Origin of the sequence: Streptomyces sp. NPDC001513 (assembly GCF_042894695.1) — a bacterium.
Taxonomy (GTDB): Bacteria; Actinomycetota; Actinomycetes; order Streptomycetales; family Streptomycetaceae; genus Streptomyces.
Map to the genome: position 1 here is coordinate 269,981 of NZ_JBIAVU010000002.1, position 24,548 is coordinate 294,528.

Here is a 24,548-nt window from a genome sequence, read left to right on the forward strand (position 1 = left end):
CATGCCTGACACACAGCGGACTCTCGAAGGCAGGGTGGCCCTCGTGGCCGGGGCGACGCGGGGCGCGGGACGCGGCATCGCGGTCCAACTGGGCGCGCGGGGCGCGACGGTGTACGTGTCCGGGCGGAGCACCCGCGGGAGGCGCTCGGAGTACGACCGGCCCGAGACGATCGAGGAGACCGCCGAGCTGGTGACCGCGGCGGGCGGGCGCGGGATCGCGGTGGTCGCCGACCATCTGGTGCCGGCCGAGGTCGAGGCGCTGGTGGGGCGGATCGACGCCGAGCAGGGGCGTCTCGACGTCCTGGTCAACGACATCTGGGGCGGGGAGCTGCTGTTCGAGTGGGACAGCACGGTCTGGGAGCACGACCTGGACAAGGGGCTGCGGCTGATGCGCCTCGCGGTGGAGACCCATGCCGTCACCAGCCATTTCGCGCTGCCGCTGATGCTGCGCGAGCCGGGCGGGCTGGTGGTGGAGATGACGGACGGCACCGCCGAGTACAACGCGGTCAACTACCGGGTCTCGTTCTTCTACGACATCGCCAAGTCCTCGGTCCTGCGCATGGCGTTCGCGCTGGGGCACGAGCTGGGGCCGCGCGGGGCCACGGCGGTGGCGCTGACCCCGGGCTGGCTGCGCTCGGAGATGATGCTCGACCACTTCGGGGTGACGGAGGAGAACTGGCGGGACGCACTGACGAAGGTCCCGCACTTCGCCATCTCCGAGACGCCGTCGTACGTGGGCCGGGCGGTCGCGGCGCTCGCCGCGGATCCGGAGGTGGCGCGCTGGAACGGGCAGTCCCTGTCCAGCGGGCAGCTCGCGCAGGTGTACGGCTTCACGGACCTCGACGGCAGCCGGCCGGACTGCTGGCGCTACATGGTCGAGGTCCAGGACCCCGACCGCCCCGCGGACACCACCGGCTACCGCTAGCAGTGTCCTGCCGGTCGGGGGCGGCTCGTATGGCGTCGGCCCACACCTCACCGCGGTCCACTGTGGCGGCTGTGGACATGGGATGTCCGGCGATGCGTCTCTAGCGTTCCGGCCATGACGAGCCAATCTCACGCAGCTCCCGGATCCTTCGCGCACGGCGGCGGCGGTGTGGACCTTTCGGGGCGCACCGCCCTGGTGACCGGTGGCGGAAGCGGTATCGGACGGGCGTGCGCGCGGGCACTGGCCGACGCCGGCGCCCTGGTGCACGTGGTGGACCTCGACTCCGAGGCGGCCGCGGCCGTGGCCGAGGAGGTCGGCGGCCGTCCGCACGCCGTGGACCTCGCCGACGCCGAGGCGGTGCGTACGCTCCCGGACGAGGTCGACATCCTGGTCAACAGCGCCGGGCTGCAGCACGTGGCGGCCTTCGAGGACTTCCCGCCGGCCCGGTTCGAACTGATCCAGAAGGTGATGGTCACCGCGCCGTTCCTGCTCATCCGGCAGTGCCTGCCGTACATGTACGGGGCCGGCTGGGGCCGCGTGGTGAACATCTCCAGCGTGCACGGCCTGCGGGCCAGCCCCTTCAAGTCCGCCTACGTAGCGGCCAAGCACGGACTGGAGGGACTGAGCAAGGTCGCCGCCCTCGAAGGCGCCCCGCACGGGGTGACCAGCAACTGCGTCAGCCCCGGCTACGTCCGCACCCCGCTGGTCGAGCACCAGATCACCTCGCAGGCGGCCGCCCACGGCATCGCGCCCGAGGACGTGGTCACGGACGTCCTACTGGAACGCACCGCGATCAAGCGGCTGATCGAACCGGAGGAGGTGGCGGCGGTGGCGGTGTGGCTCTGCGGTCCGTTCACCGGCTACATCACCGGCGCGTCGATCCCCGTCGACGGCGGCTGGGGCGCGCGCTGAGCAGTTGCCCCTCCCGCACCGTCTATAACAAAACTTGACCGTCCAGTAACGGCGAGAATATCCGGTTTGTCAAAAAGCGCGGGTGCTTTAATGATCTAGCTGCCATGAAGCGAAATCGCTTCTGCCGATTGACCGTCGGCACGGGGGGCAGCGAAGAATACCGCGCGTTCAGGGGGAGTTCGGACCTCGGTCCGAAGACTTTGGGGTGACGTGTTTCGCCATGCCGTTTGAACGGCCGTGTGGGCGGAGCATGTCCGACGTTTATTTGTGCTGCGTCCATTCCCCTCGGTCCATCACGGCTTCGGCTTCCACTGAATGCGTCCAGGGGGCAGTTCGGTGACGGTTCATACGCGGGCGATTTCCGCTTCGTGCAGCGCGCCCCCTTCTTCGAGGCGCCCCGACACGGCTCGAAAGCACTCAACGAACATTCGGGGACCCCTCTCTTGAAACACGCAAGACGAACACGCACATCCGTGGCGGCCGTCGTGGCCTGCGCCGCCCTCACGGCCGGACTGCTCCAGGCCACACCCGCGATCGCCGCGCCCAAACCGAAGCCCGGCCCCACCGCACCGCCGGCCGCTCCCGGACCCGTCGAGGATCCGGTCAAGAAGCTCGGCGACGACTGGAACACCAGCCCCGACCGCGCGGTGACCGCCGCCGCGGACACCGACGGCCTGCGCATCCTCGTCGCCGACAGCAGCCAGGCGTACGCGTGGAAGACCGTCGCCACCCTGTCCGAACCGGCGATGCCCGCGGACTCGTGGATCGGCAACCAGTGCGTGATGGACCGCGAGCACGCCGCCGTCGTCTACGCGCCCCGCGGCTTCACGAACAAGCCCGACCTGATGCAGGGCGGCGCCTTCACCGCCATCGTCAACCTGGCCACGGGGCAGGTGACGAAGCTGCCGTTCACCGCGTCGCTGGCCTACTTCGACCCGTCCTGCAACACGAGCACGCACACGGCCGCGTTCACCGCCTTCCGGGACATGAACGACCCCGGGAGCACCCGTACGCGCGTGCTCACCGTGGACACCGCCGGGAAGACCACGAGCACGGCCGCGGCGAAGGGACAGATAACCAGCGCCGTCCCGGTACAGGACGGTACGGTCGCCGCACTCGGCAGCCACCTGGTCCACCTCGACGGCTCGGGTGCGGTGAAGAACCTCGCCGACGCGGACAGCGTCCCGTTCGACATCCGGCCCGCCGCCGACGGGAAGATCGCCTTCGTCGACCGCAAGGACGACGCCACGCTGAACGCCAAGGTGTTCACCGGCCAGGGCAAGCCGGCCGCCATCGCCTCGGGCAAGCTCGGCGACCTCGACCTCATGCAGGGCGAGGCGGGCCGGGTGTTCCTCACCGGCCACCCCACCGACGTGCCCGTCACGGCGGGAACCGGGGTCACCCGCGTCGATGCCCCCGCCGACACCGACGTGTCCTCCCACGGCCGGCTGGCCGTCGAGCCGGTCCTGACCGCCGGCATCCGGGCCGGCCTGGACCGCGTCAAGAACGCGGGCAAGGACTTCACCAAGGCCGAGGAACCCGTTCCGCAAACCGCCGCGGCCGCCGGTGACCAGCCGGTGACGGTCACCAGTACCGCGACCGCCACCGGGACGAAGCTCACGCAGAGCGTCCGGCAGGAAACCGCCGACGGTTCCGGGACCACGGCGTCCCCGTCCCTCACCGCGGCCTCCGGCACGCCGGCCAAGGCCCCCGCGTCCCCCTCCCCCGGTACCGCCGGCGGGCCGCAGAGCCCGTCGATGCGCGGTGCCGCGGCCGCGGCAGGCGGGGCGAACGACCCCACCGACGGCGACCGTTGGTGCTCCGTCTCCCGCAACGACGTCAAGGTGCAGGCGCTGCAGCCGACCCCGAACCAGGTCGAGTGGGCCGTCGACATGGCCGTACGCGGCAACCTGCGCTCCAACTACATCCGGCAGGGCGGCTACCGCAACCAGGCCGGTCTGCTCACCGTCGACCCGCAGGGCCTGTTCCCGCCGCCGGCACTGAACGGCGGGGGCAAGATCCCCGCGAACGTGCTGCTCGGCATCATGGCCCAGGAGTCGAACCTGTGGCAGGCCGAGTCAGGTGCGATCCCCGGCCAGATGGGCAGCCCGCTGGCCGCCGTGGACGGCTACTACGGCCACAAGGCCGACCCCGACAACCCGGCCGCCTACTGGCAGATCAACTGGGACAAGTCCGACTGCGGCTACGGCGTCGGCCAGGTCACCGACGGCATGCGGCTGCCCGGCCACCCGAAGGACAAGGAGACCAGCCTCTCCCCGGCCCTCCAGAAGCTCGTCGCGGTCGACTACGCGTCGAACGTCGCCGCCTCCATGAAGATCCTCGCCGACAAGTGGAACGAGGTCCACACGGACGGACAGCGGGTCACCGTCAACAACGACGACCCGTCCCTGGTGGAGAACTGGTTCACCGCCGTGTGGAACTACAACCTCGGCTTCAACCCGCCGTCGGACGCGTCGCAGCACGGCGGACACTGGGGCCTCGGCTGGTACAACAACCCGGCCAACCCGCTCTACAAGAAGAGCTGGGGCCACCCGTTCATGAACACCGACGTGGACGGTCCGGAGGCCAACAAGGACGCCGCGCATCCGCAGGACTGGCCGTACGAGGCGAAGGTGATGGGCTGGGCCGCGTGGTCCGTCGACACCGGCTTCTCCTACGCCACCTCGGGCCGTCAGGACTGGCCCGGCGAGTCCGGGTTCTCCTCGGCCGGATTCCGGCCGGCCTGGTGGAACACCATCGCCGACCGCGCCGCCGTCTCGCCGCCGCTCGACACCTTCTGCAACAGCAAGAACAACTGCAACCCGAAGACCCCGCCGAACTGCCCGGACGCGGAGTGCTACGCGCAGTACTGGTGGAACCAGCCCAACACCACGTGGAAGGACAACTGCGCCAGCAGCTGCGGCCACGAGTCCATCAAGTACCAGACACTGATCTCGGAACCGGGACGGGGCACCCGGCTCAAGTCCGGCCAGCCGGTCTGCGACAAGGCGCCGTCCGGCGCCAAGATCGTCGCGTCCGTCCCCGACGGCACCGAATCCTGGGGCGACTGCGGACCGATCTCATCGGCGGGCAGCTTCCAGTTCGGGTTCAACCCCGGTACGCAGGGCCGCTACCAGGCGAAGGCCGACCTGCACCAGGTGGGCGGCGGCTACGGCGGCCACTACTGGTACACCCACACCCGTGACGCGGCCCATTTCGGCGGCCCCGGCGGCTACATGACCATCAACGGCACCTGGACCCTCGGCCAGAACCTGAACTGGGCGCGCGTCCTGGTCCACCTGCCCGACACCGGCGCCCAGACCCGGCAGGCCACCTACACCGTGCAGGGCTCGGACAGCACCAGCAGGCAACGGGTCGTGCTCCAGCGCGCCGGCGGATGGGTCAGCCTCGGCGTGTTCCACTTCATCGGCACCCCGCAGGTCGAACTGTCGAACACGACGTCGGACGGCAAGGCCGACGAGGACATCGCCTGGGGCGCGGTCGCCTTCCAGCCCCTCGCGGGCAAGCCGGCCAACTCCGTCACCGCGATGGGCGACTCCTACTCCTCGGGTGAAGGGGCCACCGCGCCGGGCGGCGCGGACCTGTACCCGGAGACCGACCGCTTCGACAAGCTGAACGAGAGCGGCATCGAGAAGTGCCACCGGTCCAAGCTGGCCTGGTCGAGGCAGGCGAAGCTGCCGGGCTCCTCGACCTCGATCGGAGCCATGGCCGACGGCCTCGACCCGCAGATGGACTACCACTTCGTGGCCTGTTCCGGAGCTCGCACCTTCAACATCCTCTCCGACGGCCAGTCCGGCGAGGTGGCACAGCTCGACGCCGGATACCTGGACCAGAACACCAGCCTGGTGACCCTCAGCATCGGTGGCAACGACGCCCGCTTCGTCGACATCATGAAGAAGTGCATCGACATCCCGATCCTGTCCATGTCCACGTGCCCGGCCGCGGAACTGGAGAACATCGATCCCGCCACCGGCGCCAAGTCCGGCGGTTCCACGGGTGCCTTGAGGGCCTGGGCGCCGAAGTGGCTGCACGACGGGGTGCGGCCGCAGATCGTCAAGACGCTGAACGCCATTCACACCAAGGCGCCGTACGCGAAGGTCGTCCTCATGGGCTACCCGCTCCTGGTGGAGAAGGACCACAGCTGCCTTCCCAAGGCCTATGAGGACGGCGAAGCCGAATGGATCCGCACCGTGGCCGACGGTCTCGCCACCGAGATGAAGGGGGCGACTCAGGACGCCGGAACGTGGGCGGTCTTCTCCGACCCGCGGAAGAACTTCGACACCAAGGCCATCTGCGGTAACCCCGAGACCATTCACGGCATCGTGATGACCGGCCGGGAGAAGGCGGACGCCGAGCTTCCGAACCCGTCCATGCAGTCCTTCCACCCCAAGCCCGCGGGGGCTCGTATCTACGCGGACACCCTGGAACAGACCCTCAATGGAAAGTGACGAATAACTGATGCGGGGGCCTGAGTACGCGTACTCAGGCCCCCGGCCATCCGTGCGGAAAGGCTGTCGGCATGAACACACACACCACGGAGCCCCGGCCCGTCGTACCGGGAGCGATCGGAGCGGCCGTCACCGGTGCGGTGCTGGCCTACGGCGCCGTGCACTTCTTCTCCTGGGTCGAGCGTCAGAACGCCCAGGCGTGCGAGACGTCGGACGGCCTCTGCTGGACCTGGTGGGACTGGGCGGCCGTTCCCCTCGCCCTGACCACCGCCCTGATCGTCCTGATGACCGTCTACAAACGGCTGGGCATCGGGCCCCGGGCCGCCGTCGTCCTGCCGACGGTCCTGCTCGCGGTGTTCCCCCTGGCCGCCGCACGGGCGGACCTCGGCTGGTGGGCCGCCGCCCTCGCGGGCGGAGCCTGGGCGGGCAGTCTCGCCCTGGCCGCGTGGGACCGCCACCGGGCCCTCGGGCTCTCGGCCGCCGCGGTGCTCCTCCTCGCCTCGCTCGTCGTGCTGTACCGCTGACCCGCACGGCGGCGGCACGGCCTCAGCGTCCTGCCGTAGGGTGCGGGCATCCCGGCAGCTCCGGCCGGTCCTTCGTGCGTACGACGGGCAGCCAGGCCGTGGGAGGTACGGACCCGGGCGGAAGGCGGACGCGGAACCAGCGGGTCGACTGCAGGTCCTCCTCGTTGACGACGGGCTGCCCGTCGGGCAGCTGACACTCGGCGGCGAGAACGTCACCGTGCCACACCCGGATCGGTACGACGTTGTCCGCGGCGTACGGCCGCAGGGGATCGACCGCCAGCCCCAGACTGCACTGCGGGTCGCGGTCGGCCCGCTCCTGACAGCCCCGCTCCGCGTTGAACACGCGGACCGTGCCCGCCGTCACGCCCGTCGCGCCCGCCCGGCCGAGCAGCGCGGACGAGCCCACCCGTACCGCGTCCGACCACAGGGTCGCGCCGGCGATCCCGCACAGCGCGGTGGCGAGGACGAAGGCGCGGGCCCGCCGGCCCCGCGGCCGCCGCCCGGCCCCTGCCCCCGCCTCGTGCGTGCCCTGTTCGGCGGCGATGCGGGCGAGCAGGCTCTCGGCGGTGTGCGGGGCGCGCGCCGCGTGGGTCGGGGCGAGGCAGTCGGCGGCCAGGGCGCGCCAGAACGGCGGCACGGCGTGGTCCATGCGCAGCGGCGCGCGCCCCTCGCCGTACTCCTGGACGGCGGCGCCCCGCGCCGTGGGGGTGGCTCCGTTGAACGGGGAGGCACCGGACGCGAAGACCTCGTGGATGACGATGCCCAGGGCCCAGATGTCGGCGGTCGGCCGGACCTGTACGCCGAGTTCCCCGAGGGGCGCCCGCCAGCGCTCGGGCGGCAGGTAGTCCAGAGTGCCCATGGGGGGCGCGTACCCGTGCGTCCCCGTCATCTCCGTGGCGAGCCCGAAGTCCGAGAGCTTCACGGAGCGGTCGGCGCCCAGCAGCACGTTCTCCGGCTTGAGATCGGCGTGGACCCAGCCCGACCGGTGGAGATGCGCCAGTCCCTCGCAGATCCCGGCGATCAGCCGGGCGCGATCGGCCTCGGCCACCCCCGCGTCGAGCAGTTCCCGCAGGCTGCCCGCGGCCCGCTCCATGACCAGCACGATGGCGCCGTCCAGGGAGGGGCGGTCCGGTGCGGCGAGGACGAAGGAGTCCAGGAGGCCGATCAGCCGGGGATGGCCGGCCCTGCGCCCGAGTTCGACCTCGCGGCGGGCCGATTCCACGATCCTGCGTGCCTGGCGCGGTGCGAACCCGGCGGTCGGCATGATCTTGAGCGCGACGTCGGCGGGTCCCGCCGGCCGGCCCGCGGGGGCCCCGCCAGTCCGGTCCGGGTGCCCGCCGGTCCGGTCCGGGTGCCCTTCGGCCTGCCGTGCCGCGTAGACCGTGGACCAGCCTCCGACCCCGATCATCTCGGTGATCGTCCAGTCCCGTACGCGGTAGCCGGGCGGGAGCAGGTCCCCGCGTTCGCATGCGGTGGTGTCGCGCAGGCCGTGCGGCGGCGTCATCGCGCGCTCTGCCGCTCCCGCCCGCCGGCCCCCGTCAGGGGCGGCAGCAGCGTGAGGTGCTCCTCCCGTACGAGCCCGAACCGCAGCGCGAGCCCGACGATCTCCTCCCGCTTGCCGTTGCGGCGGTCGCTCCTGCCGGGTTCGCGGAGGTCGGCCGCGCCGATGCGGAGTTTCTCCTCGGCGAGGTAGTCGATGTGGGAGCTGATCGCCCGCGCGGTCAGCGTGCCGCCGGTGACGTGCCCCCTGAGCCGCTCGACGATCTGCGGGGTCGTGGGGACCGCGACGCGGGACTGGTCGCGCAGGCGCGGTTCGCAGAGCGCGACGAGGACGAGGAAGTACGCGGCCGTCTCGTCCAGGGAGTACGCGGTGACCGTGAGGCGGCCCCAGGGGGCGCCCATGGCGTCCGGGTCCAGGTAGACGTGGTCGGGCGCGAACACCTGGAAGGACACGGTGACGTCGCCGCGGGTGGGCAGCACCACGCGCGCGAACTCGAACGGGACCGGCGCCCCGACCCGTCGCGGCGCGACCCTCAGGTACTCCCCGGCTCCCTCCGGGTTCTCCACCAGGTAGCTGTGGGTGGCGCTGTGGTTGGTCAGCTGCCAGTGGTCGTCGGTCACGCGGATCTCCCCGGCGAGCCGGGAGATGGCCGCGTCGGCGAGGCGCAGCTCCACGGGGACGGTCGCGGAGCCCCGTCCGAAGCGGGCGACCTCGCCCGGTCCGAGCCGTAACGTCACCGCCTCACCGAACGGTTCGCCGCCGTCGGTGCCACCACTTCCCTGCGGGAGATGGACGACTACGCCGCTCACCGCGCCCCCTGTTCCACGCGTCGTACCGGTCCGACGAGTGGAACAATACTCATCTCCCCAGGGAGTTCAGGGGCGCACTTCGGCCACTTCGGGCGGGGTCGCCGCCGGCGGCGGGCCACCCGCCCCGGCTGCCCCGGAAGGCTCCCGAAAGCCCCCTTCCCGGAAGGTTCCCCGGGCGCGTACGCCCCCTCCCGATCGTGTCGGGGTGGGGAACGTCACCGTGTTCGGCGGGCTCACGGCTCCGCCGGACCGCCCCCTGGCCCCTTTCACCTGGCTTTCACGTGGCTTTCACTTGGCGAGATCCGCACTCCGCGCTCAGAGGGCGGGGCTGCCCGACACCACGGGTGCGACGGTGCGGTCGCCGAAGGCCGTCCACGGCCGCCACCCGCCGCTCGGCCGGTCCTGGACGCGCGTGCGTACGCGGCCTTCGGTGGTGACGGCGAAGACGTGCGTCCGCCCGGTGGAGTCGAGCGCGGCCGTGGGCGTGGCGGCGAGCCTGATGCCGGGCTCGCCGAACTCCCCGCCGGGAGCCCAGCTTCCGCCCGGGGTGGTCTGCCAGCGGTGGCTGAGCCGGGCGCCGCCGGGCGCCAGGGAGAACGCCTCCAGGCGGCCGTCGGCGTTGGCGGCGAACGCCGGGGCGGCGGCGCTCCAGCCGGACAGGGGCAGCCACTCGTCCCAGCCGCCGCTCGGCACCGACTGCCGCCGGGAGAAGGTGCCCGTGCCCGACGGTCCGATCGCGGCGACGGTGAGCCGGCCGCTGCCGTCCGCGGCCACCCGAGGTGCGGCGCCGGCCGCGGTACCGAAGCGCTGCCAGGCCGCGGTCCAGGCGCCGCCCGGGGTCTCCTGCCACCGGTGGTGGATCCCGGCGCCGCCCGGCGAGAGGACGAACACCTCCAGCCGCCCGTCGGCATTGGCCGCGACCACCGGTGGCGCGCCCGCGGCCCCGCCGAAGCCGGGCTCCCACGGGTCCCAGGCCAGGGATCCGGGCGACCCCTGCCGACGCCGGGCGACGGAGGCTCCGCCGGGGCTCAGGGCGAACACCTCCAGCCGGCCGCCGGCGTCGCGGGCGACGGCGGGGGCCGCGCCGGCCGGGCCGCCGAACTCCTCCCACTCGTACCAGCCGCCGTCCGGGCGCTGCACCCGGTGGTGCAGGTTGACGCCCTCCGGGGCGAGCGAGAACACCTCCAGCCGGCCGCCCGTGGTGCGGCCGAGCGTGGGCACCGCGCCGGCCGGCCCGCCGAAGGGCTCCCACGGCGACCAGGTATCGGTGTCCGGGTCGAGCTGGACGCGCCGCAGCATCGAGCGGTCGGAGGCGTCGAGCGCGAACACCGTGAGGCGGCCGGCCCCGTCGAGTCCGGCCACCGGGTTGTCCGGGCTCTGCCACGGCGGTGGGGTGTCCCGCCAGTACAGGGGCGCCACGTGCAGCCCGTTGCGGAACCAGCCCGCGGCGCTGACCCACCACGTCTCCCCGTCCGCGACCACTTCCACGGCGTGACCGGCCACATGACCCGCGTGGCCGGTGAGGTCGAAGCGGAACGGGTCCCGGGACGCCAGCACGTCCGTGCCCTCGTAGCCGCCGCGCGGTCCGATGAACAGGTAGTACCAGCCGTCGCGTTCGACGACGTACGGGGACTCGGTGACGGAGACGGTCGTGTCCGTCGTCGCGTCGGTGAACGCGACGCCCGGCTCGCTCCAGTGCAGCAGATCGGCGGACCGCCGGTGGGCCACGAGGTGGTGACCGCCCGCGCCCGACAGTTCCGTGTAGTACATGACCCACTCGCCGCCGACCCGCAGCACCATCGGGTCGCGCGCCGCGAGCCCCCGGAACAGCGGGCCGGACGGCTCGCGCGTCCAGGTGAACAGGTCGTCCGACGTGGCCAGGCTGATGGCGGCGCCGGTGTGGCCGCCTCCGGCGTAGAACATCCAGAACCTGCCGTCCGCCTCGACGACGTGGGGTGCCCACAGGTGTTCCTCACCGAAATAGGACGGGTCGAGGGTGAGCGCGTCGGCATGGGTGGTCCACGGCCCGTTCGGGCTCGGCGCGGAGGCGTGGGCAAAGGTGATCTCCCGCGTGCTGTCCGGGGATTCGCCGCGCGGGGCGCTGTCCCCGACGATGCCGAACAGGTGCCAGCGGCCCCTGGCCTTGATCAGGGTGTGGTCGTTGAGGTAGCGCGGGCCGCCCGCGGTCGACGGATCGTAGACGTACGCGAAGGGGCCCGCGGCGGCCCACCGAGGGGGCGGTACCGCGTCGGCGGCCCCGGCCGAGGCCCGGCCGGCCCCCAGGAACGGGAACGCGCCCGCCCCGGCGGCACCCTTCAACAGGTTCCGTCGGCTGATCGGAGGCATGAGTGTTCTCCAGAGGGACCGCGTCGCCGGCCGTGCCCGTGCGGGCACGGCCGACCACGGCCGGGTGTGGGGCGGTCGGGTGTGGGCGGTCGGGAGGCGGGTCAGTCGGGAGGCGGGTCAGTCGAGGCCAGGGCCGGCCGTGTCGCTCAGCCAGCTCCACTCGGACCAGCTGGAGAAGCCGGTCTGCCACTTGTGGTGGACGCCGGCGCGGCTCGTGCCGAAGATCTCGATCCGCCCGTCGGCGTTGGCGGCCGCGGTGACCTCGGTTCCGCCACCGCCGAAGGCGGACCAGTCGCCGTAGGGCGCGTTCACGGCGCGCTGCCAGGTGTGCATCGCCGTACTGCCGTTGATGGCGAAGACCTCGACCCGGCCGTCCGGGGTGTGCTCGCTGGTGAGCTGCGCGTCCGCGGGACCCCCTGTCGGCTCCCACTCGGACCAACTACTGAGACTAGTCTGGTACTTGTGGAACACGCCGGCCGGGCCGGAGGCGAAGACCTCCAGGCGGCCGTCGGCGTTGTGGGCGGCGGTGAGGTCGCGGCCGCCACCGCCGAAGGTGTCCCACGGGGACCAGCCGCCGTTGGGGTCCGTCTGGTACTTGTGCTGGAAGCTGTCGCGGCCCAGGGCGAACACCTCCAGACGTCCGTCGGGGGACTTCTCCATCTCCACGCGGCTGTCGGCGGGGCCGCCGCCGGTGGGTTCCCATTCCGACCACCCGCCGCCGGGGGCGGTCTGGTACCGGTGGAAGAGCCCGGCCGGGCCGGAGGCGTACACCTCGATGCGGCCGTCGGCGTTGACGCCGGCCGCGGTGTCGCGCCCGCCGCCGCCGAAGTTCTCCCAGTTCGACCAGCCGCCGGAGGGAGAGAGCTGCCAGCGGTGCTGGAAGGTGGCGCCGCTCAGGGCGAACATCTCCAGCCGGCCGTCGGCGTTGGGGGCGATCGCCAACTCGGCGTTGCCCGGCCCGCCGAGCGGTTCCCAGGCCGACCAGTTGCCGTTCGCTTCCTGCTGCCAGGCGTGGTGCACACCGTCGGCGCCGGCGGCGAACACCTCGAGGCGGCCGTCCGCCGACCGGGCCGACACCACCCGGCCCGACTCCGCCGGATACACCAGCGGCTTGGGCCGCGGACCGCTGCCCGGGACGCAGGGCAGCACGACGCCGCGCTCCGCGAGATAGGCCTCGGGGTCGATGCCGTACGAGGTGGTCTGGTCCCCCCAGATCCGCAGATGGAGGTGGGGACCGGTGGAGTTGCCCTCGGCGCCCATGAGGGCGATCTGCTGGCCGGCCGTGACGTGGTCGCCGACGAAGACGTCACGCCGGGACACGTGCCCGTATTCGGAGATCCTGCCGTCGGGGTGCAGGACGCGGATCCACTGGCCGTAGTCGCCGGTGTACCCGGAGATCGTCACCTCACCGTCGCCGACGGCGTGGATCGGCGTACCGACGTCGTTGGCGATGTCCACACCGTTGTGTCCGCTGTGGTAGTGCTGCGACACGATGCCGCCGGCCGGGCACGCGGCGGCCGCGAGGCCGGCGGTGGTCCGGGCCTCGGCCGGCATCGGGGCCGCCAGTGACGACAGCAGGGCGGCCGTGGCCGCGAGAACGCAGGTCAGTGCGCGTCGGGAGAGTCCGGGAAGCACGCCGGTCACGCCTTGCGCAGCCGGTCGACGATGCCGTCGATGTCGCGCTGCATCATGTCGTGGCGGATGAAGTGCCCGCCGGGCAGCTCGTACCACTCGTGCGGGATCCCCGCGTTCCCGAGGAGGGAGCGGAACTCCCGTTGCCCCGCGAGCACCTGGGTCTCGTTGGCCGTGTCGAACCAGTTGATCGGGTCGGGGCTGGTGCCGGCGACGAGGAAGACCCGCTTGTTACGGTAGCTCTCGATGCGCTGTACCGGGTTGTCCGCGTTCACCCGGGCCTCGTCCCACAGCGGCGCCCCGTAGACGGTGCCGCCGTTCAGGTCGAGGAGCGCGGAGGAGGCGTTGGCCCAGTGGACCACGAGGCCGTTGTCACGCCGCAGGCTCGCCGGGCCGGAATGGGCGCTGACCGAGGCGAAGTGGCCCCAGTACTTCGCGGCGTACTTCAGGGCGCCGAAGCCGCCCATCGAGAATCCGGACACGGCCCGGCCGTCGTACTCGGCGTACGTGCGGAAGTTCGCGTCGACCCACGGGATCAGCTGCTCGATGTGGAAGTGCTCCCAGTTCCGCGGGCCGGCGTTGGAGTTCACGGGGTTGGAGTACCAGCCCGCGTGGCCGCCGTCGGGCATCACGACGATGAGCGGCTTGCCCGCCGTCCAGGCGCGGATGCCCTCGCGGTCGAAGGTGATGAAGTCCTGGTCCGTGCCGCCGCCGTGGAAGAGGTAGAGCACGGGGTACGTGCGTCCGCTCCAGTGGTAGTCGTCGGGGAGGAGCACGTTGACGGCGGGGTTCCAGCCGATCGCCCCCGTCTGGAAGCGGTAGTACCACATGCGGGCGTCGACCTCGCCGCGCTCGACGATGTGCAGGCCGAAGCCGTCACCGACGGCGGAGGCGGTCGACGCGGCGGCGAGGACTCCGGCGCCGCCCATGGCCAGCGCGGCCGAGAGGCCTCCGGCGGTCTTGAGGATGCTCCTGCGGCTGGGGTGCTGCGCGCTCAAGGTGACCTCCTGGTCGGGAGTCTGACGATGTGTCGGGTCTGCGGCCGGCGCCGGCCGCTGCGGCCGACACCGTCGCCACGTTAGGACCGGGCCCACCGGGCGGGGCATCCGGAACGATCCGGAGTGACATGCCGATCCCGCCGTCCTTTCATCGAGGTGCTCCACGACAGAAGGGAAGACAATGGCGTTGGATGGTTTACGTCGCGTGTTCGCCAGACTGGCCTTCGTGGCCGGTGTCTGGGCGTTGGTCATGGCAATGACCGCCCCGGTCGCCCTCGCCGAGAGCGCGCCCGTTCCGGGCCCGGGCGATGACCGGTTCGGCGTCTCCCGGTACTTCAGCGGCCCGCAGGGCCTCGCCATTCCGACCGTGCCGTGTGATCCGGCCGGCCCGTCGGCCGCCGACGGCATCATGGCCGACCAGCTCAACCCGCAGTTGCACGCGAAGATGGCCGGCTACATGAACGCGTACAAGGTGTCCTGTGCGCGGATGGTCACCCAGGCGGTGAAGGACCGGGGGCTCAACCAGAGGGCCGCGGCCATCGCCCTCGCGACGGTCATCGTGGAGACCAGCGTCAACAACTACTCCCAGGCCGTCGACCACACCAGCCTCGGGCTGTTCCAGCAGCAGGACTGGTGGGGCACCCGGGAGGAGCGGCTGAATCCGGCCTACGCGACCAACGCCTTCTTCGACCGGGTGGACCAGCTGTATCCGGGCGGCTCGTGGAACAACGAGGCGATCGGCGAGGTGGCCTGGCACGTGCAGCAGCCGAGAGAGGACCTGCGCGGTCTGTACGCGATCGAGGCGGACGACGCGATCGTCATGGCCAACGCGCTGTGGTCCGGTACGGGCGGCGGCCCCAGGCATCCGTACGGATCGGGCCGGGTGGTGTCGGGGCGGTCCGCGGACGGGCGGCTGGAGGCCTTCGCCGCCGGCGCCGACGGCGTCTACCACGCCTGGCAGACCGCGGTGAACGGCGGCTGGTCGCAATGGCGGTTCGAGGGCGGCCCACGTGACGCGCAGCTGGCCGTGGCGTCCAACGCGGACGGCCGGCTGGAGGTGTTCGCGCTGTCGGGCAGCACCTTCGACCACATGTGGCAGACCGCGCCCGCCGGGGGCTGGTCCGCCTGGGCGAACTTCGGTGGCGGTGGGTACCGGCTGGCCGCGGGCAACAACGCCGACGGGCGCATCGAGGTGTTCGCCTCGAACGCCAACGGTGTGTTCCACCGCTGGCAGACCGCGCCCAGCGGCGGCTGGGCCGAGTGGGAGGGGGCCGGCGGCGGCCCGGCCAACGCCCGGCTCACCCTGGAGAGCGCACCCGACGGGCGGCTGGAGGTGTTCGCGCTCTCGGACGCGACCTTCGAGCACCTGTACCAGACCGGGGTCAATGGCAGCTGGTCCGCCTGGGAGAACTTCGGCGGCGGCGGACGCGACCTGGCCACCGGCCACAACCAGGACGGCAGGCTGGAGGTGTTCGCCTCCAACGCCAACGGCGTCTTCCACCGCTGGCAGACCGGCCCGGCCTCGTGGTCGGAATGGGCCGGCATGGGCGGGATCCCCAACGCCGAGCTGACGGTCTCGCGGTCGGCCGACGGCCGGGTCGAGGTGTTCGCCATCAACGCCAACACCGCGAGCCACGCCTGGCAGACCCGTCCGAACGCGCCGTACTCGGAGTGGGAGACCTTCGGTGGCGGCGGCACCGAGATCGGGGCGGCCAACAACGCCGACGGCCGCATCGAGGTGTTCGCCACCAGCCACACCGGCGTCTACCACCGGTGGCAGACCGGGTTCGCCACCTGGTCGGAGTGGGGCTGGCTGAGCGATTCCGGCCCCGCGGTCAACTAGCCGCCCTCCCGCGGGTAGCTGCGGCTGGATCAGGTCGATCAGTGCGTGATCCTTCGCGACTGTGTCTGCTCGCTGAGCGGCGTGCGTTGATCGTTCTTCGCGACACGGGCCGGTCTGGGACGGTCGGAGGTGTTCAAACCGTCCATGCGGGTGAAGCCGACGCGCCGCAGCCAAGGGCGTAGATGTCCTGATATGCACTGCGGGGCGACCTGGTGGGGCTAGAACTGTGCGGTGCCCCCTACGGCGCTGATCGACCATCCGAGTCGATGCCTGATTCTTCCGTGTCCAAGGCAACGCTGTTCTGGCGCGCCCTGAGCACGGTTCTGCACGCCGAAGGGGCAGGGACGTGCCGGGGATGCCCGGCAGACAGCACGTGCCGCCCGGCGCATGCACGCCTGGTCGGCGATTTCGAGAGGACGGCTTCGTGAGCCACCCCCAGGACGACGACAACACGATCAGCACCGTCACCGCAGCGCACTTGAGCCGCATCGCCCGGCAGGGCATCTACAGCTCGGCCACCGCCATCGACCCGGACGCCGCCAATGTCGCCCAGGCACTGGTCGCCACGCTGAACGGCACGGCCGAGCAGACGGTGCTCACCCCCGAACTCCAGCAGCTGACGGAGCAGGTACGCCAGAGGGCGACCATCGGCTTCCCCCACATCACGGCCGACGACGGCGTACGGCTGTCGGCCCACACGATCAAGCTCAACACCTCGGATCCGCGCCCCGTGGTGATCGTTCCGTCGGGATGGACGCCCTTCGGCTGGGTCCTGTTCGAGTACGCGTACCTCCAGCTGGCACTGCGCGGCTACCACGTGCTGGCCTACACCCCCCGCGGTATGGGTCTCACGTTCCCCGCCCCCGATGGTTCCTACGTCGACGCCCCCTGGACCTCCGGCGGCACGATCGACGTGGCAGGGCCCTCGGACTGGGCCGACGGCTCCACCGCCATCGACTACGCCCAGCAGCACTTCAACCCGAGCAGGATCGCGTTCCTCGGCGAGTCCTACGGGTCGGGCATCAGCCAGCTGGTCGCGGCGCACGACCCGGCCGGCCGCGTGGACGCGGTCGTGGCCCTCAGCACGTGGGGCGACCTGGCCGACAGCCTCTACCAGAACGACACCCGCCACCTGGAGGCGGTCCAGAAGCTGATCGACTTCACCGGCGGCCCGATCGAGCGGAAGTTCGACGAAGCCACCCGGCAGATGCTGGAGGACTTCCAGGCCGGCCGGAACCTCGACGACGTGGTGGCGTGGGGCAAGGAGCGGTCGCCGGCGTCGTACGCCGCCCAGACCAACGCCCGCGGCATTCCCACCTTCATCTCGAACACCTGGCACGAGACGCTGTTCCCGGCCAACCAGGCCATCACGCACTTCGAGCGGCTGACCGTGCCCAAGCGGCTCAACCTCTGGATCGGCGACCACGCCGCACCCGAGGGCGCCGGCCTCACCATCCCGTTCAGCGGGCCGAACCTGCCCGTCGAGGAGGCGTTCGCCTGGCTCGATCACCATGTGCTCGGGGCCGACAACGGCGTTGCCGCCTGGCCTGCGGTCAACAGCCAGATCATGTTCACGTACAAGACGGCGAACGACACCATCACCGAACCGGCCGTCCGCGAGCCCAAGTCGTCCTGGGCGGACGTCACCACCTCCACCGAACGCTGGTACCTCACCGCCTCCGCGGCGGACCGGCAGGACGGCGGCCTCGGCACCGCACCGGAAACGGGATGGAAGCGCGAGTTCACCGCCGGTGAACTCACCGAAGCCACCGCGGTGGACGCCGTCATCACGACCGGCCAGGCGGAGTGGAAGGGCAGCCCGAAGGCGTACGCAACCGACAAGTTCGACCGCCGGAACCTCGCCGTGTGGACCAGCGGCCCGCTCCAGGGAGCCCGCCGCATCCGCGGCATCCCCGAGCTCACCCTGACCGTCCGCAGCTCCGCCGCCGCCACGACCCTGGTGGCCTACCTGTTCGACGTCAGCCCCGACAACACGGCCCGCATCATCACGCACGAACCCCTCACCCTGCCGGAACTCTCCCCCGGTGAGAACCGCAGCGCCACCTGGAGGCTCCAGGCCGCGGGCTACGACCTCGCCCCCGACCACCGGCTCATGCTCGTCGTGAACAGCAAGGACCAGCTCTACTCCGACGCGAACACCGGCGGCAGCACCACCACGATCACCTCGACCGACGCCACCGCCGCCCACCTGGAACTGCCCCTCGGCTGACCCGGCAGCACCGAGCACCACACCTGGGCGAACCAGGCCGGAGGGCTACTCGACGCCGCGCGCGCCAGTCGGTCGCGTCGGCCGCCGATGGCCCTCCGGCACTGCTCGACTTCCCGCACAGCTTGAGATGCAGTCCCGCGCCGGTACCGCGTTCACGGCAGGAAGTGGATCCACTGGCTCGCTGTCGCGGCGAGGCCGCTCACGCTGACGCCCCACGTCAGCAGCATGAGCGACACACGCATCCGCAAGTGCCGCCCGGCGCTGACGTCAAGGCCCGTACGGTTCAGCTGAAGGTGCCAGGAATGTCCGGCTGCGACTGTGCTGTGCCGCGTCTGACTCATGTCGTTCTCCGTTCGGTCCAACTGGTGTACCGGCTTCGTGAGCAGTGGAACTGCCAGAAGAGTGCCTGCTGTTGTGTTGTCCATGCGGTGCGGTCACGTCTTCGCCGCTAAGGTCGGGACAAGCCCTGGTTGTCCCGGTGTTGTCCCGATCGCAGCGGGGGGGAGGGTGAGGGGACGGGACTGGGGGACGATTTCTTGGCGAACGCGCAGCGTGGCCGGCCGTGGAGTGACCTCGGGGCTGACGCGGACATCACCGAGGAGGCCGCCCGGCTGGCACAGTTCCTTCGCGAGCGGGTGACCGCCAGCGGGGCCGGTCTCCGGTCGCTGGAAGGCAAGATGCCGTATTCCCGGTCTCAGATCAGCCGCATCCTCGGCGCGAGGGTCCTCCCTGACGAAGCCTTCATCGACGCGCTCCTCGCGGCGACCGCGGGCAAGGACGCGCGGACGCGCGAGACGCATCACCTGCGGGCCGAGGCACTCCTGGCCGAGGCACGCGCCCCGCGGCAGGCGTCCCCTCCGCTTTCGCCGGAAGTGGCGGCCGAAGTCGCCGCCGTGCAGACCAGGCACCTTCAGACCTATGAGCGGCTGACGCAAACACTCGAGCAACACAACGAGTTACGCGAGGCCCTCAGCAGGTCGGAGAAGATCGTCTTCGTCCTGTCGGCCATGCTCCAGTTCCAGAACCAGCGCATCGACACACTCACCCAGGAGCGGGACGGCCTCCTGGGAAGCCGGGCCGCCTCGGTCACCGAGGTCCAGGAAACGCTGCGCCTCGCCCGTGACCAGGGCATACGCACTCGTGAGGAGTTGCAGCGCGCGCAGCAGCGACAACAGCGGGCGGAAGCTCTTCTCCGCCGCTCACAGGCCGAAGTCAAGCGCCTCAGAGGTGAGCTGGAGCGCCGTGGCGTTGGCGGCACCTCCACCGGCGGAGGCATCGGCGATGAACCGCAGGCCGTCTCTGTTCCGCTGCACCCGGCCGTGGCGTCCCTCGACGACTCTCCGGCCGGAGCCGACATGGCCAGAGCACTCGACCAAGCAGCGGCGATCGGGGTGGAGGACAAGAAGATCCTCGATCAGGCGGAGCACCGCCTCGCCCACTCCCCATTCCCCCGAGCGGCGCTCCTCGAGGGGTTGCTGGAGCAGCTCCCCGAAGGCGCCATCGCCCAAGCCGCAGCCGCCGCCCTGCCTCACCTGGATCTTCCGCACGACGGTGACGCGCGCCGCGTGCTCCACGACCTCAGTGGCCGGACCGTGGGCCGACGGGTGTTCTGCCGACTGAGGCGCCGACGCAAGCCGATGGCCCAGGGCGTGGCCACCGCCGTGATCTCACTCGCGGCAGGCTTGGCACTGAGCACATTCGGTGCACCGGCCCACGACGACGGCAAGGGCGGGCCTGTGGCGAAGCCGTCTGCTTCCGTCACCCCACACGCCTCTTCCCCCGTGTCCACGGGCCCGCTGCCACCCAGCCCCATCAGCATGAGGCTGTCCATGAGGCTTTGGACGTCGGCGGACGACACCGCGCAGCGCACGGCAGACCTCCGCAAACAGATTCCCCGCATCAATGCGGCCCTGAAAGGCCAGCAGCCTGTCATGGTGCTCATCTTCACGAGCTCGCCCTCAGAGTCCCTTGGGTTGGCCTCCGCCATGTCCCAGGATTTGGCACGGCTGCTGCCCGAGGAGATGACCTCCATGCGGCAGGCACAGTTCAAGGCCTATTGGCGGGGCGGCACGTCCGGCAGCGTCCAGTTGGAGATCTACACACCTGCAGGCGCAAGTGTTCAGCCTTCGGCTTCGGATCCGTCGCCCAGCTCATGATCCTCACAGGGTGCCTGATCGTGTCATGTCGAAGTCCGGCGACGCCAACCCGGCGCCCATGAGGGTGAAGACCAGCCCTTCGACGGACGCAAGGCGGGAAGCTGCCCCGGACGGCCTGACGGGTCTCGAGCCAAGTCCGAGGGACAGGGTCAGTACTTCGTGACCTGGGAGCGGAAAGCGTCCATGGTCAGGATCTTGGCGGCAGCGGGAAGAGCGATGGTGAACTTCTCCCCGAAACCGTCGTACGTGGTGGTACTGGTGCGGCCGTCGCGCTGCGATTCCAACAGGAGCAGCCGTTGCCGGTCCTTGCCGATGAGGTAGACGTCTTCGGACTTCCTGCGGACCGGGCGAGGCCGATCTTCGTGAACATGGGCGGGCAGTCTCCATCCGGTCGGTCCTGTCGGCGTCAGCTGGTGAGGTCGTGTGGCAGCGCACGGATGTCGGGGTCAACGGGCCGCTGCGGGCTTGGCGCAGCCGAATCCGGCCTCGGCCGCCTTGGTGAAGGCGGTGAACAGGTCCCGTGGAGCGGGCGCGCCGGCGCCCAGGGATTCGGTGTAGCGGGGGCCGGGCTCCATGGCGAAGTACGTGGGCTTGCCGGAACATTCGGTGACCGTGTGGGTGGCGTCGAATCCCTGTCCTGTGAACCCCTCGGACTTTCGGATCCCCGCGATGACAGCGGGGTCCTGGGTCGCCGAGAAGGTTGCGTAGGCCTGCTCCGCCCCCTCCCCCGCGGCAGTTCCACAGCTCCAGGTGGAGCCGGCGTCCTGGAAGGTCTCCCGCGCGACGGCCGGGAGCGTGAAGCCGGGCAAGCCGCACACACTGTCTGCCGTGGCCGGACGTTGCGGCGCGGCGGGTGCGATCCGGTCGGGCGCGCTCAGCGGCTCACCCTGCGCACAGCCGGCCCTGCCACTGATCCGGTTCGCGGTGTCGGTGAGCAGCCGGACCAGTTTGGCCGGGTCGGCTCCCACCTCTGCGTACGCCTCGGCCACGCCCGCCTGTCGGTCGGTGCAGGCCGCAGGGAGCTGTACCCAGGCACGGCCCGGGGCCACGCCCCCGCCCGGGAAGAACGACACCGTGGAGGGATCGGGCCAGCGGCCGCCGGTGAAGGCGAAGTCGCCGCGCTCGCGGGTGCCCTGAACATGCAGGCGTCCGGTCTTCGAACCGGGGAGCCCCGCCGCGCTGCGTTCGATGATGCAGTCGAATCCGGTTTCGCCGTCGGCCGGTGCCCTGCGCGGTCCGGGGCGGTCGGAGATCCTGCCCGGCCCCGTGAGTACGGCCTCGGCCTCCTCGGTGGCCACCGCGCCTCCGCAGAGCGTGGAGTCGCCGAACGCGTTCGTGTTGAGCCAGAGGTGCAGCCCGGTCAGGGTGCCCGCCACGGTTGCCAGGGCAAGGGTGGCGGCGCGCATCCTCCGACGTGGGCGGCGGGGCGACTGCTGCCCGGGTTTGGTGGGCATGGCCCTCTACTTCCTTGTCCGGAGCGTGGAGTACGCGTCCTCGCGGCCGGTGATATAGCTCTGCCGGGCCTCGCCCTTGGCGTGGTTGTGCGCCACCGTGTTCTCGGCGTGCTGCTGGGTCGCGAAGGAGTCGATCAGGGAATTCGTGGCGCCCATGCCGGCTGATGTGGCTTTGCTCTCCTGCTTCAGGGCCACGGCCTCGTGCTCGGCCGCGACGTCCTTGGACCATTCGTACGTCGCGGCGTCGATCATCCGCTGCGCCGGGTCGCCGATGACCGGGAACTGGGTGATCAGTCCGCCGAAGCCGTGGTAGCCGTACCGGGCGGCATCGTTCATGTTGCCGATCTTGGTGTCACGGTCGTCGAGGGTGACGTCGGAGCCGATCGCGTTCATCGCTCCGAAGACCTCACCGACGTGGCGGGCACGGTTGTCCCAGTCGCCGACGACGTTGCCCGTCTCACCGGGACCGGCAGGCTTGGCGTGAGTGAGGTAGTCGGCCGAGTAGCGGCGCTCCGACTCGTACATCACGTCGTACGCGGTGATGGGATCGCCGCCCGGACTGGTTCCGACCTCGCCGTCGGCGACTCCGCGCATGACGCGGAGCAGGCTGTGCTTGCCGCTGGTGATGCTGGAGTCGTCACCCTGTGCGGTGATGCCGGACCCGCCGAGCGGGCTGCCGGGCGAGGTGCCGCTGAGGATGGAGTGGGTGTCGGCGGTGTAGTCGATCAGGGCGCGGCCGAGGGGGGTGTCGTCGAACTTCCAGTCCCGGTCCTTGAGCAGGTACTGGATGTTGTCGTTCTTGCCGTCGGGGCCGGGGTCGAAGTACGAGGTGGAGGCTTCCGGGTTCTTCGACATGATGCCGAGCACTCCGTCGAGGGGGTCGTTGGCGAACCAGCCCTTGTTGCTGCCGCCGAAGTCCCCGTTGAGATCCCAGATGTCGGGGTCGCCGCCCTGCTTCTTGTCCTCGGCCTTGCGGATGTCCGAGGCCAGGTCGTGCAGGAACGGGGTGGAGTAGCCGTCGCCGTTCTGCATGAGGGTGACCAGGCTCTGGTAGCCGCGGACCTTCTGGCCGTGGTCCCGGCTGATGGCGTTGGGCGAGTCGCCGATCTGCTTGAGGTCGTAGCTCTCCGGCCCGGCCTTGTCGAGCTGCGTGCGGAAGTTCTTGTAGAAGGCGGACTTCGGGTCCTGCATTGCGTTCGACAGCGAGTTGGCCAGGCCCTTCTGCAGGTCCAGGTAGCGCTGCCTGTTGCCCTTGTCGTCTCCGCACGCGTGATCGTTGAGCTTGTTGGTGAACTTGAGGGTGTTCTCCGCGCCCATCCCGTTCAGGAAGGTCTGCGTGAACTCCGGACGTGAGGAGTTGTCTCGGAAGGATCGGTTCAGTTCCGCGTAGTCGGCTTCCGAGACCTTCTCACCGCTGTTGACACGGGTGGCTATGTCCTCGGCGTTGCGGGCTTCGTAGACCTCGATGTCACCCTGGGCACCGGCGTTGAATCCGTCGAGGGTCTCGTCGGCGCCCTTGCCCAAGGCGTCCTTGTTGCTGTCGACGACCACCGCCTCGAGGGCGATCTTGACGCCCTGATCGGCCTCCGACATCGCCTTCACGCGATCGTTGATGTGCTGCTGCCACTTGGCGACGGCGTTACGGATGGTGGTCTCGCCATCCGGGTCGTGGTGGATGGCACTGCGCTCCTGCGCGGTGAGCTTGGTGTAGTCGTAGGCGACGTCGCCTTGCTCGGATACGGTCATGCCGGCCTTGACGGCATCGTCTCGCGCGCTCTCGACCCGCTTCTTGAGCTCGGTGAACTGGCCGTGCGCATCGCGCAGGAGGCTTGCGACGGCCTTGGCCTGGATCTGCGCGGCGGAGTACTCGTAGCGCGTGGCCGCGAAGCTCGTATGGGCCACCCCGACACTGATACCGCTCCAGCTCTCACCCATGGTGATCTTCTGGACGCTGTCACCGTATCGGCCCTCGACCTTCTTCAACTCCGCGGCCGTGGTATCCCACTTGCCGGCTGCCGTCGTCAGCAGGCCCAGGTCGGTGGTCATCACTTCGTAGTACGTCAGCATCCGCTCGCCCCCTACAGCACGTTGAGTTTCGACTGACCGATCGGCCGAAACTGGTTGCCCAGGCCGATGTCATTGCGCACGAAGAGGCCGGAGGCGCCCCGCAGGGCGCTCTTCTCGGACCCCAGCCTCCCCATCAGCACCGCGACCTGCTTGTCCCACGTGTCGGCGACCTTCTTCAGGCCCGGGGCGGTGTCCCAGCCCTCGAAGCCCTTGATCGCGGTGTTCGTCGACTCGTCCGCCTGCTCCGTCGCCGCCTTCGTATGCGGCTGCAGCTCGGTCTCGATCGTGTTCGCCGCCGCCGTCTTCTCCGCCGGCGTGGACGCGAAACCCCCCGACGCTCCGGGGGCCGAAGGCCCACCCGGTGCCCCGTTCAACCGCATCTCCACAGACCGCTCCGCCAGGGCCATGGACTGTCCGCGCCATTCCCGTTCGAAGTCCCCCGACATATCGCCTCCCTCGACGTTTCTTGATCCAAACATGGCAACTGCACATGGACCAAGGTGTGTTGCATCAAGGAGACGTATGGGTTGACGGGACAAGGACTTGGCACTTGGGAACACTCAAGCGTTCTCCGTGGGATTCCGCTCGGGCTCACGCTGATCGTCATCAGCCTGCTCTTCGCCGGAGCGGCGTTGATCCTCATCGCCGGGCACGACAAGCAGGCCGGCCCCGGCGGAGGCCG

16 protein-coding genes are annotated in these 24,548 nt (G+C 70.6%); 7 read left to right on the top strand and 9 right to left on the bottom strand.

Annotation, left to right across the window (positions count from 1 at the left end; translation table 11 throughout):
* The first annotated feature begins 1 nt into the window (after position 1).
* From ACFYZ4_RS04850 to ACFYZ4_RS04865, 4 genes are all read left to right on the top strand, one after another.
* Positions 2-925, top strand: a complete 924-nt coding sequence (locus tag ACFYZ4_RS04850; protein ID WP_390783061.1) for an SDR family oxidoreductase — start codon at positions 2-4, stop codon at positions 923-925.
* Positions 926-1,039: 114 nt separating this feature from the next.
* On the top strand, positions 1,040-1,837 hold the full coding sequence (locus ACFYZ4_RS04855) for a 3-hydroxybutyrate dehydrogenase (protein WP_390783062.1): 798 nt from the start codon (positions 1,040-1,042) through the stop codon (positions 1,835-1,837).
* A gap of 473 nt (positions 1,838-2,310) precedes the next feature.
* Entirely contained in the window at positions 2,311-6,306 is a 3,996-nt protein-coding gene (locus ACFYZ4_RS04860; protein ID WP_390783063.1) for an SGNH/GDSL hydrolase family protein, read from the top strand.
* 71 nt (positions 6,307-6,377) lie between these two features.
* Positions 6,378-6,830: a hypothetical protein gene (locus ACFYZ4_RS04865; protein ID WP_390783064.1), complete on the top strand. Its 453-nt coding sequence runs from the start codon at positions 6,378-6,380 to the stop codon at positions 6,828-6,830.
* 22 nt (positions 6,831-6,852) lie between these two features.
* Here ACFYZ4_RS04865 and ACFYZ4_RS04870 read toward each other — a convergent pair whose 3' ends face one another.
* The 5 genes from ACFYZ4_RS04870 to ACFYZ4_RS04890 form a co-directional block, all read right to left on the bottom strand.
* Positions 6,853-8,334 (bottom strand): serine/threonine-protein kinase, encoded by a 1,482-nt coding sequence (locus tag ACFYZ4_RS04870; protein WP_390783065.1) that lies wholly within the window; start codon positions 8,332-8,334, stop codon positions 6,853-6,855.
* On the bottom strand, positions 8,331-9,140 hold the full coding sequence (locus ACFYZ4_RS04875; protein ID WP_390783066.1) for a serine/threonine protein kinase: 810 nt from the start codon (positions 9,138-9,140) through the stop codon (positions 8,331-8,333). The genes ACFYZ4_RS04870 and ACFYZ4_RS04875 overlap by 4 nt, the downstream gene beginning before the upstream one ends.
* 315 nt (positions 9,141-9,455) lie before the next feature.
* Complete coding sequence (locus ACFYZ4_RS04880; RefSeq protein ID WP_390783067.1) at positions 9,456-11,486, bottom strand: family 43 glycosylhydrolase; 2,031 nt, start codon at positions 11,484-11,486, stop codon at positions 9,456-9,458.
* Positions 11,487-11,603: 117 nt separating this feature from the next.
* The gene (locus tag ACFYZ4_RS04885; protein ID WP_390783068.1) at positions 11,604-13,121 is read right to left on the bottom strand and encodes a peptidoglycan DD-metalloendopeptidase family protein; all 1,518 of its coding nucleotides are present in this window, start codon (positions 13,119-13,121) and stop codon (positions 11,604-11,606) included.
* Positions 13,122-13,126: 5 nt separating this feature from the next.
* On the bottom strand, positions 13,127-14,047 hold the full coding sequence (locus tag ACFYZ4_RS04890; protein WP_376611746.1) for an alpha/beta hydrolase: 921 nt from the start codon (positions 14,045-14,047) through the stop codon (positions 13,127-13,129).
* Between the two features lie 250 nt (positions 14,048-14,297).
* Here ACFYZ4_RS04890 and ACFYZ4_RS04895 point away from each other — a divergent pair, with 250 nt between their 5' ends.
* From ACFYZ4_RS04895 to ACFYZ4_RS04905, 3 genes are all read left to right on the top strand, one after another.
* The gene (locus ACFYZ4_RS04895; protein WP_390783069.1) at positions 14,298-15,959 is read left to right on the top strand and encodes a peptidase M23; all 1,662 of its coding nucleotides are present in this window, start codon (positions 14,298-14,300) and stop codon (positions 15,957-15,959) included.
* A gap of 424 nt (positions 15,960-16,383) precedes the next feature.
* Positions 16,384-18,189 (top strand): CocE/NonD family hydrolase, encoded by a 1,806-nt coding sequence (locus tag ACFYZ4_RS04900; RefSeq protein ID WP_390783070.1) that lies wholly within the window; start codon positions 16,384-16,386, stop codon positions 18,187-18,189.
* Between the two features lie 536 nt (positions 18,190-18,725).
* Positions 18,726-20,345, top strand: a complete 1,620-nt coding sequence (locus ACFYZ4_RS04905) for a helix-turn-helix domain-containing protein (RefSeq protein ID WP_390783071.1) — start codon at positions 18,726-18,728, stop codon at positions 20,343-20,345.
* 149 nt (positions 20,346-20,494) lie between these two features.
* Here ACFYZ4_RS04905 and ACFYZ4_RS04910 read toward each other — a convergent pair whose 3' ends face one another.
* The 4 genes from ACFYZ4_RS04910 to ACFYZ4_RS04925 form a co-directional block, all read right to left on the bottom strand.
* Positions 20,495-20,629 carry a hypothetical protein gene (locus ACFYZ4_RS04910; protein WP_351303823.1) on the bottom strand — a complete coding sequence of 45 codons (135 nt, stop codon included), beginning with the start codon at positions 20,627-20,629 and terminating at the stop codon, positions 20,495-20,497.
* Positions 20,630-20,791: 162 nt separating this feature from the next.
* The gene (locus tag ACFYZ4_RS04915; protein WP_390783072.1) at positions 20,792-21,799 is read right to left on the bottom strand and encodes a hypothetical protein; all 1,008 of its coding nucleotides are present in this window, start codon (positions 21,797-21,799) and stop codon (positions 20,792-20,794) included.
* A 6-nt stretch (positions 21,800-21,805) separates the two neighbouring features.
* The gene (locus tag ACFYZ4_RS04920) at positions 21,806-23,866 is read right to left on the bottom strand and encodes a hypothetical protein (protein WP_390783073.1); all 2,061 of its coding nucleotides are present in this window, start codon (positions 23,864-23,866) and stop codon (positions 21,806-21,808) included.
* A gap of 11 nt (positions 23,867-23,877) precedes the next feature.
* The gene (locus ACFYZ4_RS04925) at positions 23,878-24,312 is read right to left on the bottom strand and encodes a hypothetical protein (protein ID WP_390783074.1); all 435 of its coding nucleotides are present in this window, start codon (positions 24,310-24,312) and stop codon (positions 23,878-23,880) included.
* Positions 24,313-24,548: the final 236 nt, after the last annotated feature.